14 protein-coding genes are annotated in these 15,829 nt (G+C 54.8%); 10 read left to right on the top strand and 4 right to left on the bottom strand.

Features of this window, described 5'->3' with window-relative positions; all coding sequences use genetic code 11:
• Together AC6I8R_RS25510 and AC6I8R_RS25505 are read right to left on the bottom strand one after the other, a co-directional pair.
• Entirely contained in the window at positions 1-822 is an 822-nt protein-coding gene (locus AC6I8R_RS25510) for an N-formylglutamate amidohydrolase (protein WP_497833222.1), read from the bottom strand.
• Entirely contained in the window at positions 806-1,657 is an 852-nt protein-coding gene (locus tag AC6I8R_RS25505; RefSeq protein ID WP_021183976.1) for a MurR/RpiR family transcriptional regulator, read from the bottom strand. The genes AC6I8R_RS25510 and AC6I8R_RS25505 overlap by 17 nt, the downstream gene beginning before the upstream one ends.
• A gap of 172 nt (positions 1,658-1,829) precedes the next feature.
• Here AC6I8R_RS25505 and AC6I8R_RS25500 point away from each other — a divergent pair, with 172 nt between their 5' ends.
• The 3 genes from AC6I8R_RS25500 to AC6I8R_RS25490 all read left to right on the top strand — a co-directional run bounded on the left by AC6I8R_RS25500 (position 1,830) and on the right by AC6I8R_RS25490 (position 6,055).
• The gene (locus AC6I8R_RS25500) at positions 1,830-3,200 is read left to right on the top strand and encodes a type I glutamate--ammonia ligase (protein WP_497833221.1); all 1,371 of its coding nucleotides are present in this window, start codon (positions 1,830-1,832) and stop codon (positions 3,198-3,200) included.
• Between the two features lie 69 nt (positions 3,201-3,269).
• Positions 3,270-4,736: an APC family permease gene (locus AC6I8R_RS25495; RefSeq protein ID WP_497833220.1), complete on the top strand. Its 1,467-nt coding sequence runs from the start codon at positions 3,270-3,272 to the stop codon at positions 4,734-4,736.
• Positions 4,733-6,055, top strand: coding sequence for an aspartate aminotransferase family protein (locus tag AC6I8R_RS25490; RefSeq protein WP_208726958.1), 1,323 nt, complete (start codon positions 4,733-4,735; stop codon positions 6,053-6,055). The genes AC6I8R_RS25495 and AC6I8R_RS25490 overlap by 4 nt, the downstream gene beginning before the upstream one ends.
• A gap of 68 nt (positions 6,056-6,123) precedes the next feature.
• Here AC6I8R_RS25490 and AC6I8R_RS25485 read toward each other — a convergent pair whose 3' ends face one another.
• Positions 6,124-6,696, bottom strand: coding sequence for a flavin reductase family protein (locus AC6I8R_RS25485; protein ID WP_497833219.1), 573 nt, complete (start codon positions 6,694-6,696; stop codon positions 6,124-6,126).
• Between the two features lie 232 nt (positions 6,697-6,928).
• Between AC6I8R_RS25485 and AC6I8R_RS25480 the strand changes: the two genes are divergently transcribed.
• The 7 genes from AC6I8R_RS25480 (at position 6,929) to AC6I8R_RS25450 (ending at position 14,644) form a co-directional block, all read left to right on the top strand.
• Positions 6,929-7,183 carry an EF-hand domain-containing protein gene (locus AC6I8R_RS25480; protein ID WP_208726960.1) on the top strand — a complete coding sequence of 85 codons (255 nt, stop codon included), beginning with the start codon at positions 6,929-6,931 and terminating at the stop codon, positions 7,181-7,183.
• A gap of 23 nt (positions 7,184-7,206) precedes the next feature.
• Complete coding sequence (locus AC6I8R_RS25475; protein WP_497833218.1) at positions 7,207-8,280, top strand: efflux RND transporter periplasmic adaptor subunit; 1,074 nt, start codon at positions 7,207-7,209, stop codon at positions 8,278-8,280.
• Positions 8,273-11,407 (top strand): efflux RND transporter permease subunit, encoded by a 3,135-nt coding sequence (locus tag AC6I8R_RS25470; protein WP_497833217.1) that lies wholly within the window; start codon positions 8,273-8,275, stop codon positions 11,405-11,407. The genes AC6I8R_RS25475 and AC6I8R_RS25470 overlap by 8 nt, the downstream gene beginning before the upstream one ends.
• Positions 11,408-11,414: 7 nt before the next feature.
• Positions 11,415-12,146, top strand: a complete 732-nt coding sequence (locus AC6I8R_RS25465) for a response regulator (RefSeq protein WP_021183968.1) — start codon at positions 11,415-11,417, stop codon at positions 12,144-12,146.
• Positions 12,143-13,489: an ATP-binding protein gene (locus AC6I8R_RS25460; RefSeq protein WP_497833216.1), complete on the top strand. Its 1,347-nt coding sequence runs from the start codon at positions 12,143-12,145 to the stop codon at positions 13,487-13,489. The genes AC6I8R_RS25465 and AC6I8R_RS25460 overlap by 4 nt, the downstream gene beginning before the upstream one ends.
• Positions 13,490-13,517: 28 nt before the next feature.
• Positions 13,518-14,003: a hypothetical protein gene (locus tag AC6I8R_RS25455; protein ID WP_497833215.1), complete on the top strand. Its 486-nt coding sequence runs from the start codon at positions 13,518-13,520 to the stop codon at positions 14,001-14,003.
• Positions 14,004-14,131: 128 nt separating this feature from the next.
• On the top strand, positions 14,132-14,644 hold the full coding sequence (locus tag AC6I8R_RS25450) for a hypothetical protein (RefSeq protein WP_497831527.1): 513 nt from the start codon (positions 14,132-14,134) through the stop codon (positions 14,642-14,644).
• Positions 14,645-14,870: 226 nt separating this feature from the next.
• Here AC6I8R_RS25450 and AC6I8R_RS25445 read toward each other — a convergent pair whose 3' ends face one another.
• Positions 14,871-15,797 carry an Rpn family recombination-promoting nuclease/putative transposase gene (locus AC6I8R_RS25445; RefSeq protein WP_497833214.1) on the bottom strand — a complete coding sequence of 309 codons (927 nt, stop codon included), beginning with the start codon at positions 15,795-15,797 and terminating at the stop codon, positions 14,871-14,873.
• Between the last annotated feature and the right edge of the window lie 32 nt (positions 15,798-15,829).

Here is a 15,829-nt window from a genome sequence, read left to right as displayed (position 1 = left end):
TTACGCCTCTTTTTTATATTGCTGACGGGTAAGCACATTCCAGCTGTCGGTAAAAATGTGGGCTAAATCCTCAGCCCACGCCAGTTGTCCTGCTGGCTGCGCAATCAAATCCTGGCGGATTTCAATTTCCACATAAGGCAGACCATTTTTATTGGCATGCTGCGGTACGGCGTAGTCGGTTTCATCGGAAACGGAATAGGGTTGGTTATCTCCCACGCACCAGCGCTGGGTGTTGTGCAATTGTTCCAGCACCGTCAGGGCATAGTCGGCCTGATGCTGATACAGAACGCCAACCTGCCAGGGCCGCTGCTCACCGTGAAACACCGGGGTGAAGCTGTGCATTGCCAGGATGCACGTCGGGATACCGTGCTGCTTGCGCTCGGCCAGTATCGCGCGGATAGCATCATGATACGGGGTGAAAATGTCGTCCCGTCGCTGGTCACGATCCTGCTGACTCAGGCCGATATTGCCCGGAATGGGGGTGGCTTCCGACACCACCGGGATCGAGCTGGGAATGCCAGGCAGGCGGTTGCAGTCGATCACCAGGCGGGAATAGCGCTGATGCACCAACGGGGCATTCAGTAACCGGCTCAGGTGCCGGGAAACCGCCAGTACGCCAATATCCCAGCCAATATGTCGGTCGATCTCATGCTGAGGTAAACCCAGATCGCCGAGCTGACGCGGAATGCGTTTTCCACCGTGGTCACACAGGATCAAAAAAGGGGAATCGCCTGTCCGGTTCTCCACCATCACCGGAGCGGGTTCATCGGAAAAAAGGAGTGGGACGCTCACGTCTTCAATTACCTCATTTAGATTTTGCATTCAAAGATAGGGGGCCAAGCGCTTCCCATTGCTGCAAGCGCTGCACGGTTTTATCGCCCTGACTTTCCATAATGCTGGCGATAATGGCATCGATCAGCACAATACCGGCGGCATAACCATCAAACAGCCACGGGGTTTCCACATGGATGGCCAGCACCACTTTAGCCAGAGAAGCGATGGGAGAGAGTTGGGTATCCGTTACCGCAATGAGCGTGGCGCCTCGCGCCACAATCTCCTGCGCCAGCTGATACATGTCCTGCTGGTAGCGGCGAAAATCAAACAGCACGAACACGTCGTTTTTATTGACGTCGATGATCTGCTGAATCCGGTCATGATGGTTTTCGGCGAGCACATCCACGCCGCGTCTTACCTGTTGCAGGTTGCGGCCAAAATACATCGCCAGCGATTGACTGATACGGCCACCGCCGAGGATCACATGATGTTCTTTGGCACCGATTAGCCGGGTGGCCTCGGCGATTTCGTATTCCGCGATGTCACGTAATGAACACTGGATTGCCAGCGTCGAAGATTTAATCGCAGCTTCCATCAGGGCCGACGCGCTTTCTGTCGTCACCCAGTTATCCAGACGTTGTAACGGGCCTTTGGCCTGTTCAGAGATCTCATCACGCAGCGCCTGCTGAAAATCAACGAAGCCACCAAAGCCCAGGCGGCGGGCAAAGCGCACCACGGAAGGCAGGCTGACGCCAGCGCGATCTGCCAGCATCTGCACCGAACCTAAGCCCGCTCCGGGATAGTCGGCCAGCATGGCCCTGGCAATTTTACGCTCCGCCGGACTCAGCTCCGCCATATTGTCTTTTATCTGTTGTGCCAGCACCCGGCTCTCCTTCACTCCACTTCAGGCAAATCACAGTGCCACAAGCGCTGCGTCTGAACCATACGAATTTAATATATATTACATATATTGATTTTTAATCGATCTTGTAACATACATAAAAAAATAGCAAGGGGCGTATCTCAAACCAACTATGACGGGAGTTCTCGGTTTAATGGGCAAGCAATCCGTAATCATCGACGAAGAATCCATTGATTTACAGAGTGAAAGTGAAAGGCTCAGGGCACTCGGTGTCACGACCTTGTTTGCTTCACTGGTGGATTCCGCTGGCGTTATCCGTGGCAAATCCGTTCCGGTTAACCGACTGAAAACGCTCTGTCAGTCAGGGGTGGGGGCATCACCCTCCTGGGCATTATTCTGCGCCGATAACGCCATCGCCTGGATCCCTGCGTTCTCGGCGGTTGGCGATCATCGCCTGCGTGCCGACCTCGCCGCGCTGGTGACATTACCGGATGGTTTTTGCTGGGCGCCGGTTGATGTGTTTGAACAGGAAGGGGAGCACGCTGCCTGGTGTAGTCGCCATTTTCTACGCCGACAGGTTGCGGCCTTGCAACAGCAGGGCATTGAAACCCTCGCAGCCGGTGAGCTTGAGTTCTTTTTGTTACCAGAACAGGACGATCAGCAGGATAACGAATGGCACGCCTACGGTATGGGCGGGCTGCTGGCACATGAAGCGATGGTCAATGATCTCGTCAAAACTCTTGAAGAAGCCGGTGTCGGCCTTGAGCAATTTCATGCCGAATATGGCACTCGCCAGTTTGAATTGTCACTGGCCCCGGCCAATCCGGTTACGGCCATCGATCGCCTGGTGCTGACCCGTATTTTGCTGGGCCGCATCGCACGTCAACACAAGTTGCGGGTCAGTTTCTCTCCAAGGCCGTTTGAGCATGATGCTGGTAACGGCGCACATCTGCACTTCTCCTTTACCCGTGAGGGCCAGCCGCTGCTGGCAGGCGGTACCGGTAGCTACGGTATCACCGATGCGGGAGGCAGCCTGCTGGCCGGGATTGTTCGGCATCTGCCGGAACTGGTAGCGTTATTGGCCCCGTCAGTGCTGTCCGCCGATCGCCTGCAACCCGGGCACTGGTCTGGCGCGTATGCCTGCTGGGGACTGGAAAACCGGGAAGCCGCGGTGCGTTACTGTGCGGCAAATCAGGGCAACCCCTATGGCGCGCACCTTGAAGTGAAGTGTATCGATCCTTCCGCCAACCCCTATATCGCCTGTGGCGCAGTGCTGGGGATGGCGCTGGCGGGACTGAACGCCGCGCTGCCGCTGCCACAACCTACACAAGCGGCCCCTGCCGATCTCTCTGAAGCGCAGCGCCATGAGCAACATATCCATCGACTGATCACCTCCCACAGCGATGCCTTAACGCGTCTCGCACAAAGTCCGTTGGCGCAATCGATGTTGCCGCCGGAATTGCTGGGGGCACTGATCGCTGTGCGTCAGCACGAACAGGATACCTGGGGACATATGCCGTTAAAGACCATCACGGAAAAATTCCGCTTTGCATGGTCGGTTTAAGCCTTACCAATACCGGGGAAACCCATAACACATCTCGCTAATCAATCACGTCGTATGAGGGTGATGAAGATGAACCATGCACCAAATAAAAAGCGAAGTTTAAAACTGTGGGAAGCGCTGGCGCTCTCGCTGGGGATGGTGGGACCGACGCTGGCTATGTCGGGCAATGCGCAGGGATTGATCGACTCAGTAGGCAAAGCGCTGCCGATTGTGTTTGTGCTCGGTCTGATCGGGGTCGCGTTAATTGCCTATGGTTTTATCCGTTTGACGCGTTTTTATAATCATGCCGGTAGCGCCTACGGCCTGGTGGGAAAAACCATCGGCCCGCGTGCCGGGTTCTTTTCCGGTTTCGCCATTATGGGCACCTATCTGTTCTTCTCGATTGCCACGCTGGCGGCACTGGGCGCATTTACCAACGCCTTTCTGGCCGCATTATTCCCCACGTCAGGTTTTCAGATCCCGTGGATTGTCACCGCGGCAGTCGGGGTGATATTTAGCTGGATCCTGAATTCGCGAGATGGGCAGACCGTGGCCCGCGTGCTGATGGTGATTGAGGGCGTCGGGATTGTATTGATGTTGATTCTGGCGGCGGTGATTGTCGTGCACCAGCCTGCGACCAGCGCAGAGCATGCCTCATTGTTTAGTCTGAATGGCGTCAGTTTTCAGGCGGTGATGGCGGGCGTGGTCGCTGCTTTCCTCTCCTGGGCTGGTTTTGAGGCCTGTGCCACCCTGGGTGAAGAGACGGAAAATCCCAAACGCAATATCCCGCTGGCCCTGCTGGGTTCTATCCTGCTGACCGGGGTGTTGTTTGTCGGCATGATGTATGTGCAGACACTCGGTTTTGGCACCAGCGAATCGGGTTTAACTGCCTTCAAAAATTCAGCGAACTCGCTGGGGACGCTGTCGCAAACTTACGTCGGCACCGCATTCTCATTAGCGATGTTGTTTACCGCCATGATGTCGGCCTTCGCGGCGAATTTATCGGCCGCGGCCACCTCCAGCCGTCTGCTGTTTGCCCTCGCCCGCGATGGGTTCGGCCCGGCATGCTTCGCGCAGGTGTCAGAAAAAAATCATCAACCTCGTAACGCCTTAACGCTGGTACTGGTAGTCAGCCTGCTGATCGATGTCGTGGCCTGGCTGAGCGGTAAACCGGCGATGGGCACCGGCAACAGCGCGATTGATGCGTACTTCTACTTTGCGATCATCGGCTCAGTTTGCCTGATGATCACCTATCTGATGATTGAAGTTGGGGTGATCAATTTTATCACCCGCATGAGCCAGAACATCCCGAAATGGGAACTGATCCTGCCGCTACTCGGCATCGTCATTATGGTGGTGTCGTTGTATTACAACGTGGTAGGGCAGGAAGAACTGTTTAGCCCGGCACTGGTGGCGTTTTACTGGTGCATTGCCGGGATGATCATCATCATCTCCGCGCCAAAACTGGTGCGCAATATCGGACTTTCTCTGGCGTCAGAGTTTGTTACGCCTGCGGAAACGGTGACAACCGCCACCACACAGAAGGAGTGGGTATGAGTCAGGACATTTTTCCACCCGAAGCCGCCGCGCTGTATCAACGCGACGCCCAGTCAGTCGCCGGTATCGAGAAGTTACGCTTTTTTCCGTTAGCGATTACCTCCGGGCAGGGATGTTGGCTGACTGAAGCCGGTGGCCGAAAGTTACTCGACCTGTCAGCCACCTGGACCGCATCCGGTTTGGGGCATGGACACCCGGCGATTACGGCTGCCATCACCCAGGCAGCACAGAATCCAGCCGGGGCGGGGGGATTGTCTGCCGTTCATCCGGATTCGGTTGGGCTGGCGGAGGAGTTGCTGGCGATCACCCCCGGCAGTGGCGATCGCTGTGTCTATCTCGGCCATGCCGGTAGCGATGCCAATGATGTGGCGCTGCGCGCCTGCCGACTCGCCAGCGGCAAACGTAAAGTGGTGGCGTTTGCGCATGGCTATCACGGCGGCATCGGGCTGGCGATGAAGGTGTCCGGCGTACATATCTCGGCAGGCAACGCTGCCGATCCTGACCTCTATCTCGCCACCTATCCCAATCCTTTCCGCAGCGATGATGCAGGCGCAGCGGCAGTCAGTGCCAGCCTGCTGGAAGTTAAAGAACAACTCGATAAAGGCGATGTAGCCTGTGTCATCGTCGAACCGATTCTGTCGGATGGCGGCATGGTGGTGCCACCAAAAGGCTTTTTATCGGGGTTACATCGGTTGTGCATTAACGCGGGGGTGCCGCTGATTTGCGATGAAGTAAAAATGGGACTGGGACGACCCGGACTGATGCATGCCTTCCAGCATGAGAACATCACCCCGGAAATCGTCACCTTTGGCAAAGTGATCGGTGGCGGTTTACCGCTCTCTGCTACCGTGGGGCCAAAAGAGATCCTCGGCGGTCCCGCTGCGCATGCATTGCTGACCACGGCGGGCAATCCGATTTGTACTGCGGTGGGCCGCTCCGTGTTGCGTGTGCTGCAAAGCGAAGAGCTGCCACAGCGGGCGGCGCAGGCCGGACGCTATTTTATGCAACTGCTGCGCGAGTTGGCGCAGGATATCCCGGAGATCGGTGATGTCCGTGGACATGGCCTGGCAATCGGAGTCGAGTTAGTCGTTCCGGACGGCAGCAAAAAACCGGACCGTGCGCTGGCGCAAAAAGTCGTGTATCAGGCATGGAAAGAGGGACTGGTGGTGTACTACGTCGGGGGGAATGTGTTGGAAATTACGCCGCCGTTAATCATCAATCAGGATGAGATGGCCTATGCGGTCGAAAAACTCTCGCTCGCCATACGCCATGCCCCGCAGGTCACGCGTGAAGAAATCCAGGCGTATGCGGGTTGGTAACGAATCTCGCATTGAGACGATCTCGCCAGCCGGTCTGGCGAGATCGTCCTCATGAATAAGATGTCTGGCTACTCGACGTCCAGCACTTCACCAATTTTATAAAAGTGTTTTCCCGCGATGTAATGCAAACTTCTCCACTCATCCCCGGCCGATTCAAACAACCAGTGCCCATCCTGGAAAATACGGCTATCGGCCCATGCCGCTTTGACTTCGCCGATAAACAGATCGTGATCGCGTTGATTCGCTTCCAGCGGAATCAGTTCGCAATACAACCAGGCGGAGCAGCCGCTGACAAAAGGTTGATCAATCCCCTCAACATAAAAACACTCGACATCGCTGTGAGAAAGCTTGTCCTGCTCGCTGGCTTTTGAATGGGTCCCGAGGTAGTGCACCATTTCCGCCTGTTTGGCATTCGGAACCTGAATAACAAACTTGTTGCTCTTCTCAATTAACTGGCGGGTATAGGCGGATTTATCCAGCACCACCGTCAGTTTGGCTGGGGTGAAATCCAGACCACAAACCCAGGACGCCGCCATAACGTTTTCAATGCCATCATGGCTGGCGGATACCAGTGTTGCAGGCCCATGATTTATCAGGCGGTAAGCCTTTTCTAGCTCGACTGAGGTGAAATAGGGGTTCATTGCATCTTCCTGTCACTGTTGGCGGAAAAAATAAGGTCACGGCCTGCGTCATTTTACCTTTTCCCCTCATAAAACAGCAGATAAAAAGCGTTGGCTTGCCTCTCCATGACATGCGATGACATAAGTCTGGAACAATTGATAACCCCTGCCGACGCGGCTTTTTTATATTCTCCTCCCCGTGAATTTCCTCACATCCCTTTATGCTTTCTTTAACGATTAATCGAGGTAACAAATGAAAAAGTTTCTGATTCTGGTGGCAGGTTTGGTCTTTATGAGCGCGGCCAACGCCGCACCGACCGCCGCATTCGCACAACTGATGCAAAATCGCTTCAATGCTGCGAACACCAATCATGATGGCAAGTTAACCCTGGCTGAAGCGCAGGCTGGCATGCCCCGCGTTGCGCAGCATTTTTCTGAAATAGATACGGCGAAAAAAGGCTATATCACCTTCGCACAACTCAGCGCATTTATGGCTGCGAAAAAATAACCTGGCTGATGAACGTGCTATCCATGAAGATACTTAGTGTGGCATGCCGATTCGGGCTGCTGGTGATGGCGGGCTGTGCACTGGCGGGGTGCAAGCCACAGCAAAACGCTCACCCGCAACCCGTTCCCGCCGTGTCGGTGAGTGTGCCGCAAAAACTCACGTTTGATCCGTCAACCACCGTCACGGGCACGCTGAGTGCTTCTGAGCAGGTGCAGATTGTGGCGCGTGTCGCCGCGACGCTGCAATCTGTTAACTTCAGGGACGGCGATATCGTTCATGCTGGTCAGGTGTTGTTCACCCTGGACTCATCCACCTTACAGGCGCAGCTTAATTCGGACCAGGCCACGCTGGTGAATAATCAGCGTGAAACGGACCGGGACCAGGCGCTCTATCCGTCACATGTTATTTCTCTGTCAGACTTGCAAAACGCACAGACGGCCCGGGATCAGGCGCAGGCGCAACGGGACATTGCGCAAATTAACCTCAGCTATACGCGGATTATCGCCCCGTTTACCGGGCGCATCGGGCGACGCACTGTCGATGTGGGTAATCTGGTCGGCAGCAGCGGCAACACCGTGTTAGCCACGCTCAATAAAATCGACCCGCTGTATGTCACTTTCAGCCTGAACCAGTCAGACGCGACGCGTTTCGGCATTATCGCGGCACGCAGCGATGCGGTGGAACATCAGCCGGTGGATATCCAGGTTCCCGGTCTGAATGAGCCGCTGCATACCACCATCGATTTTGTCGATAACCAGCTCGACAGCGCCAGCGGCAATATCACCCTGCGGGCGACCCTGCACCAGCCGCCGGTTAACCTGCTGCCGGGCATGTTTGTCCAGGTCACTCTGCATGCGGCAACGCCGGACAGCCCGTTGCAGCTCCCGGTGACGGCCGTGAAGGACGGCAGCATTTTCCCGGTGTCCCCGGATGGCACGGTCAGCCAGCTCAGGATTAACACCGCTCCCGGCAGTGATGAACATGTCATTTTGCTCAGTGCAAATGACGCCACACAACGCGTCCTGACCTATGCTCGCCCGGATTTGGTCGGCAAAAAAGTCAACGTCAGCAACGAGGCGCAAAGCCAGCATGATTAAGTTCTTTCTCGACCGGCCGGTTTTTGCCAACGTGCTGTCATTGATCATCCTGATCCTCGGCGCTGTGGCTTTGTGGGCGTTGCCGGTAGCGCAATATCCCGCCATTACGCCGCCAGTTGTTCAGGTGGTGACCCACTATCCCGGTGCGAACGCGCAAACCTTGCAGGATCAGGTGGCGTTCCCTATCGAGCAGCAGGTGAATGGGGTCGAGAACATGCTGTATATGAAATCGACCACCGGCAATGATGGCACCTACACCCTGAATATCACCTTTGCCATCGGCACCGACAGCAATCAGGCACAGATCCTGGTGCAGAACCGTGTTCAGGCGGCGCTTTCCCAGTTGCCGGATGCGGTGCAGCAGCAGGGCGTAACGGTGCGCAAAAGGTCAACGGCAATTTTGCAGTTGTACAGCCTGCAATCTTCTGACCCAAACCAGGGTACGTTGTTTTTAAGCAACTATGCCACCAACCATTTGCGCGACTCACTCGCGCGGATCCCCGGCGTGGGGGATGTCACGGTCTTCGGTACCGGAGATTACAGCATTCGCATCTGGCTGGATGCCGCGCGTATGCAGCAATATGGCCTGGTGCCGGATGACGTAATTAACGCCATCAAAGCGCAAAACCGCAGCGTCAGCGCCGGGCAACTGGGCGCACCACCCGCCAACAATGGTCAACAGATGCAGCTGACGCTTAACGTCAATGGCCTGCTGAGCGATGCCAGCCAGTTCAATCAGATCGTTATCAAAAGCAGCACCGAGGACGGCGGCAGACTGGTGCGTTTACAGGATGTGGGCCATGCCGAGCTGGGTTCATCCAGCTATGCGCAGTTTTTCACGATGGACGGTAAACCTGCGGCAGGGATTGCCATTTCGCAACTCCCGGATGCTAACGCGCTGGAGGTCGGCAACGCGGTTGCGGCGGAGATGCAGAAATTGTCGGCTCGGATGCCAGCAGGCATGCATTATGCGCTGCCTTTCGACACCACCACCTTTATCAAGAGTTCGGTCAATGATGTCTACAGCACGCTGCTGATTGCCGGGCTGCTGGTGTTACTGGTGATCGTGGTTTTCTTGCAAAACTGGCGTGCCGTGCTGGTGCCTGCCACCACCGTGCCGGTCACCCTTATCGGAACATTCGGTGCCATCTATCTGATGGGGTTTTCCATCAATCTGCTGACGCTTTTTGCCATCGTGCTGGCGATTGGTATCGTTATTGATGATGCAATCGTGGTGGTCGAAGGGGTGAGTCATCATATCGAACAGGGATATGCCCCTCGCGAGGCGACGCTGCGTGCCATGCGTCAACTGCTGCCGCCGATCATTTCCATCACGCTGGTGCTGGTCGCCGTGTATCTTCCGGCCAGTTTCTTACCCGGCCTCAGCGGCCAGATGTATCGTCAGTTTGCGCTGGTGATCGCCGTGACCACCTTACTCAGCGCCCTCAATGCCCTGACGTTAAAACCGGTACAAAGCGCGCAGTGGCTGCGACCCGCTAACAGTGGCAGCAAACCCTGGATTTACCGCAAGTTCAATCAGGTGTTCGCGTGGCTGGAAAACGCCTATCTCAACGGCATTCGCCGCTTGATCCGCCACAGCAAAGCGGCGTTTATCGGCGGTCTGCTGGTCATCGCGCTGACACTGGCGGCTTTTTTCAGCATCCCGACCGGATTTATTCCGCTGGAAGACCAGGGCTATCTGCTGGTGTCGCTGCAACTACCGGACGCCGCCTCGCTGGAACAAACCGCCAGCGTGACCCAGCGGGTAGAGCAGGTGCTGGGGCAGCAACCGGGGGTGGATCATGCCGTCGTGATTGGCGGACTTTCACCGCTCGACAACAATGCGTCCTTGTCCAACGCGGCTCTGATTTACGTCACCCTGAAACCGTGGAATCAGCGTGGCAGACACCAGGATCTGCGTTCTATTTACAGCAACCTGAATAAACAACTGGCGAAAATTCCCGATACCAATGCGCTGGTGATTGTGCCGCCGCCGATCCAGGGCGTAGGTAACGGGGGCGGTATGCAGATGGTGCTGAGCGAAACTAACGGACAACGTGACTATCAGCATTTGCAGCAGGTAAGTGACAATTTTGTCCGGCAGGCGATGGCACTGCCTCAAGTGTCGCGGATGTTCAGTACACTGCGTGCGAACGTACCGCAGATCAATGTCACGCTGGACAGAGCGCGCGCAGCAGCGATGGGCGTCTCACCGGGTGATGCCTTCGATGCCATGCAACAATATCTCGGGGCCAGCTATGTCAATCAAATCACCCGTGAAAACCATAGCGTGAAAGTGTATGTTCAGGCGCAGTCTGACCAGCGCCGCCTGCAACAACAAATCTCCGCCCTGACGGTAAAAAATGCCAGCGGCGAGCCGGTTTCGCTGGCAACCCTGGTCAGTTTCACCCCGACAGAAGGGCCAGCGGTGGCTTCTTTATATAATCTTAATCCGTCGGCCACCCTCAATGGTATGCCCGCTCAGGGTTACAGTACCGGTGCGGCGATGCAGGCAGTGAGCGCGCTGGCAAAAGCCACACTGCCGCCGGATATCAGCCTGTCGTGGACCGATATGTCGTATCAGGAAAACGTCGCCGGGAACCGTATCTATCTTGCGTTCGCCATGTCACTGCTGCTGGTTTATCTGGTGCTGGCGGCACAATATGAAAGCTACTGGTTGCCCGTCAGCGTGATCCTCGGTGTCCCGCTTGCATTATCAGGTACGGCGATCACATTGTTAGCGCTGAATATCGCTAACAATCTGTATACGCAGATTGGCGTGCTGCTGCTGGCCGGGCTTGCTGCCAAAAATGCGATCCTGATTGTCGAATATGCCCGCCAGCAACGTCTGGCCGGTAGCAGCATCATCGATGCGGCACTGACGGCAGCCAGGACGCGTTTCCGCCCGATTATTATGACTTCGCTGGCCTTTACGCTGGGCGTTATACCGCTGATATTCTCCAGCGCCGCCAGCGCCAGTGCCAGAAAATCGCTGGGGATTACCGTTTTTTCCGGGATGTTGTCAGCGACTTTTCTTGCCATCCTGTTGGTCCCTTGTTTTTATGTCGTTTTGCAACGTGCACAAGAGGCCTGGCAAGCGCGCCGGAAGCCTGTTCATCAGGGGTGAATGACCTATGAGTGACGCGAAAACCGAGCACAAGGCAAAGAAAATACTGGTCCTTGACGATGAAAATGAACTGCGCAGCATGCTGCAACGCTATTTGCGCGATCAGGGATTTGACGTCAGGACGGCAGAAAATGGCGCCCGGCTCGACCGTCTTTTGCAACGTGAACCCTTTGATCTGCTGGTGCTTGACCTGATGATGGAACCGGAAGATGGCCTGTCCGTTTGCCGTCGCCTGCGGGCAGCAAACTTCACGTTGCCCATCCTGATGTTAACGGCGCGCGGCGATCCGGTAGACCGGGTGATCGGTCTGGAAACCGGTGCTGATGACTATCTCGCCAAGCCTTTTCTGCCGCAGGAGTTGGTGGCACGTATCAAAGCGATCTTCCGGCGTCAGGCGTTGCAGCAGGGTGAAACACCCGCAGGTTCGGGGGCGGTCTGCTTTGGCCCTTACCGTCTTGATATCACGCGGCAGACGCTGTACCGCGAAGATCAGTTGCTGGCGTTGAATTCTGCCGAAATGAATTTACTGATTGCGCTGGCCACCACACCTAACCGGCCCGTCAGCCGCGAGAACCTGCTGAGCCGCGCCCGGGGGCGCGAATATGCAGCACTGGACAGAAGCGTGGATGTGCAGATGTTACGCCTGCGCCAGCAACTTGAGGCGCAGCCTTCCGAACCTCGCTGGTTGAAGACCGTGTGGGGGATGGGTTACATGCTGATCGTAGATAGCGAAACGTGAAAAAATTCTGGCCCCGCTCACTGCTGGCACGCAACAGCGTCCTGCTGATATTGCTGGTGACGTTGACGCAAATCACCACGTTCACGGTGTTTCTGGTTTTTATCCAGAAGCCCAGGGTGAATGATGCCGCCTCGCTCATTGCCTCGCAGATCATCATGCTCGATAAGCTGCTGGCAACGGTACCGGCCACGGATCGCGATCGTTATGTCCAGGCGGTGGGGGGCGTGATTCAACCACCGGCTCATCTGATCGAAATCCCCACGCTGGGGCTGGCGGGTTTCTATCGCCGTTATTATCTCAAAGTCTTTCTTGATAGCCTGCACCAGCAACTTCCGCCCGGCATACCGCTGCGCTGGGAACAGGCCCCCGAAAAAAAATTATGGGTGGAGGTGCAGATCGCCGGTCAGCCATATTGGGTGGCGCTGGCGGTTGAACCGTCGAACCACCTTTCCAGCCTGATCAGTGCGATTCTGCTGTCAGTGGGTCTGGCCCTGCTGGCATTGCTGACGGCCTATGGCCTGCAACGGCGCATCAACCGCCCGCTGACCTCCCTGGCGCAGGCTGCCACAGATGTAGGGAAGGGAGGATGGCCGCGCCCGTTATCGCCGGAAGGACCGAGCGAAATCAGGACGGTCAGCCTGACATTTAACCGCATGCTGGATGGTCTGGCCGAGATGGAAAATGCCCGCGCGCAGATGCTGGCCGGAATCTCTCACGACCTGCGCACTCCGCTGACCAAACTGCGGCTGGCGATGGCAATCGGCGGGCAGGGCAGCGCGAACCCGGATGATGTTGGCCGGTACTTCGAGGATGTGGATACTATTCTCCAGCAATTCATTGATTATGCCCGCGGCAGCGCCACTGAGCTGAGTCAGCCTGGTGACATTAATCAGATGATTACCGAACTGAATTATGATTTTACCGGCCTGGGCCAACACTTTACCCTGTCCCTGACGCCGCTCCCGGTGTGCTATTTTCGTCCCGTTAGCATGATGCGCCTGTTGACAAACCTGATGCAAAACGCCGCCAAATATGGTCGGACCGGACTTGAAGTTGCCAGTTGGCGGGAAGGTGATGTCGCAAAGATTGCGGTACAGGATCGTGGTACCGGCGTTACAGAGGAAGAATTGTTGCTGATTACTAAACCATTCCACCGGGGTAAAGGAGCGGCTGCCCGGCACAACGGTTCGGGCCTGGGATTGGCTATCGCACGCCAGATCGCCCAGCAACATGGCGGGGATCTCAGTGTCAGCCAGCGGGTCGGCGGGGGATTGTCGGTGATGGTGACGCTGCCTTTGGTGCAGGGGGAAAAACTCGTTGTGTCAAATTCAGTTCGGCATTAATACGTTAGCGACATTGAAAGGAATAACATTGCACGACAATCACGCCAAAAAACTCTACCGCAGAGTTAATACCACTACGCGCCATCATTCGAACAATCCCGGTGCGGAATACCGTCATGGCAGACACAGGAAAAAGCTTGCAGATGATCTGTTACCTCAACGTGAATCTATGCGCGGTAAACAGCAACGTGGCCTGGACTACACGCCATTGTTTAACTTTCTGATGAGTAAAGTGGGTCAACAGTGGGATGATGTTTTCAGTGAAGCCAACAGCCGACTCGACAGGCCCGATCACATTTTCTGGATGGTTGCGTTGCATGAGCATCAACAGCAGGACTATGTCCGGTGTGGGGATTTCGCCTTTTTTCCGGGTCTCTATGTAGACGAGAACAGAATCCTTCAACAGGTTAATCCGCACATCACAGCAGAGGATATTCCCGTGACATGCCGATGCTGTACCCACACGTTTGTTGGAGTACCATTGGTATGGCGTGATGAGCCGACCAGTGATTGAAGCAACCATCAGGCACTAACCCGTACCTGGAGTTTCTACAGGGAATCATGCGCAAACTGCCCAGTTGAGTTAAACAGAAAGCTAAAGGAACATATGCCGTTTTTTATGACCACGGAAGGTAGCAAAAAATGATGACATCCTCATATCCTAAATTATTTTCCATCACACTCATTGTGTTGGGATGCATCTTTGGCTTTTTCACCTGGCAATATGAGATTGATCGGGAGACGTTCCTGCGACCATTGACTATCAGGAACATGCTGTTATCCAGTTTATTATTAGCCGTGCCATTGCTCTTTGCGATGATTAAATGGGGAACAGGTGCCAAACCACATACAGCGAAGGATTATATTAAATTGTATTCCGGTGTGGTTCTTCTTCTTTGCATGGTCAGTTATTTTCTGCTCACCACACTGACGTGGTTACTACCAGGACAGGTCAGCACTTACTCCACCCCTTATGAGTATGATTCCGCTGGACGCCATAGCTGTTCAGGCGCTCGTCTGTACGATCCTGATTTGGAAGAAAAAATCAAAGTGTGTTATCCGGCAGGTAATGTGTATGGCGGCAACGTTATTACCATCACTAAACGAAGCAACGCATTGGGCATGACTGTCATTCATGCCGTAACGAAAAGATAAAACATGCTGTTGGCTGACGATAATTCAGCAATGTAAGACGGAGACGTAATTAATCATACCGGCAAAGATAACGGACAAAAGATCAATGCTGCCAGGCATCGTCGGCACAAGGCTCAATACCGAGTGCTTCCAGTTTTTACAGGGGCGTGAAACGCTGATTCACCAGCACTACACCTGCGGCAAGTTATGTACCACTGAAACCCTGCCGCATAGCAGGGCAACATCATTAGTGCTTAATATGCTGACGGTCCTGCTCAGTAAGACCGGTCATTTTCATGACAGATGCCCACTCAAAACCGCTTTCAAGCATATTGCGGGCGATTTCCAGCCGGGTATCGCGCTCAGCGATTTGCTTGCCTTCTTGCAAGCCTTTTTGCAGGCCTTTCTGCTCACCTTTTTGCTCAAGTTGTTGTGCAATGGTCATAAGTTCATTCTCATGCTGTGGCAAACGTTGGGCCAGTTCGCGAATAAAACCTTCTGCATCGGGCGTTTCGCCCGTTTGCAGCATGTAGTTTACCAGCGCCAGCACCTGTTGTCTGGTGATAAATTCCTCAAGCATCAGCTTCCCTAACTGGTCAAGAAATTCATTGAGATCGCGCTGGCGAATGTGTTTTTGCAGCAAAGTCAGGGCGGCCATACTGCGGTGTTGCATGATTTCATCATCAGGAATGACGGTGATGTCGACTAAAGGGAAATCTCCACTGTAAAGCTCAGCAGCGATTTCACTATCACTGAACAACTCCAGCCAGTTTACCGGATAAGGGTAGGGACTACGTTTCCCCTGGTAAAACAGTATGGGGATCACAAGCGGCAGTATTTTGTTTCCGGCATCAAGATGACGTTGCATGGCGGCAATGGCGTAACGCATGAGCCGAAATGCCATGTATCTGTCAGGTGAACTTTGATGTTCAATCAACACATGAACATAACCATCGCCCTGACTGGTTTTGAGCGAGTAAAGAACATCACTGTAATAAGGCCTGAGATCATCTTCAACAAAGCTACCTGACTCAAGCTTAAGGGTTGTCAGATCGCAGATCTTCAATAGTTTCGGCGGCAAATGCAGAGTCATAAAATCCCGTGCCATTGTCGGGTGGGACAGGAATGTCTTGAAAACTGCGTCATGAGGCGTTGGAGTGTGTTTTTTCTTCATCCGGTTTCCATCCATCGTTCATCCATTATCTA

Source organism: Pantoea sp. X-Soil-OKNW-713, from assembly GCF_059730685.1.
The sequence above is the reverse complement of the archived record's forward strand: the minus strand, read 5'-3'. Positions and strand labels throughout refer to the sequence as shown.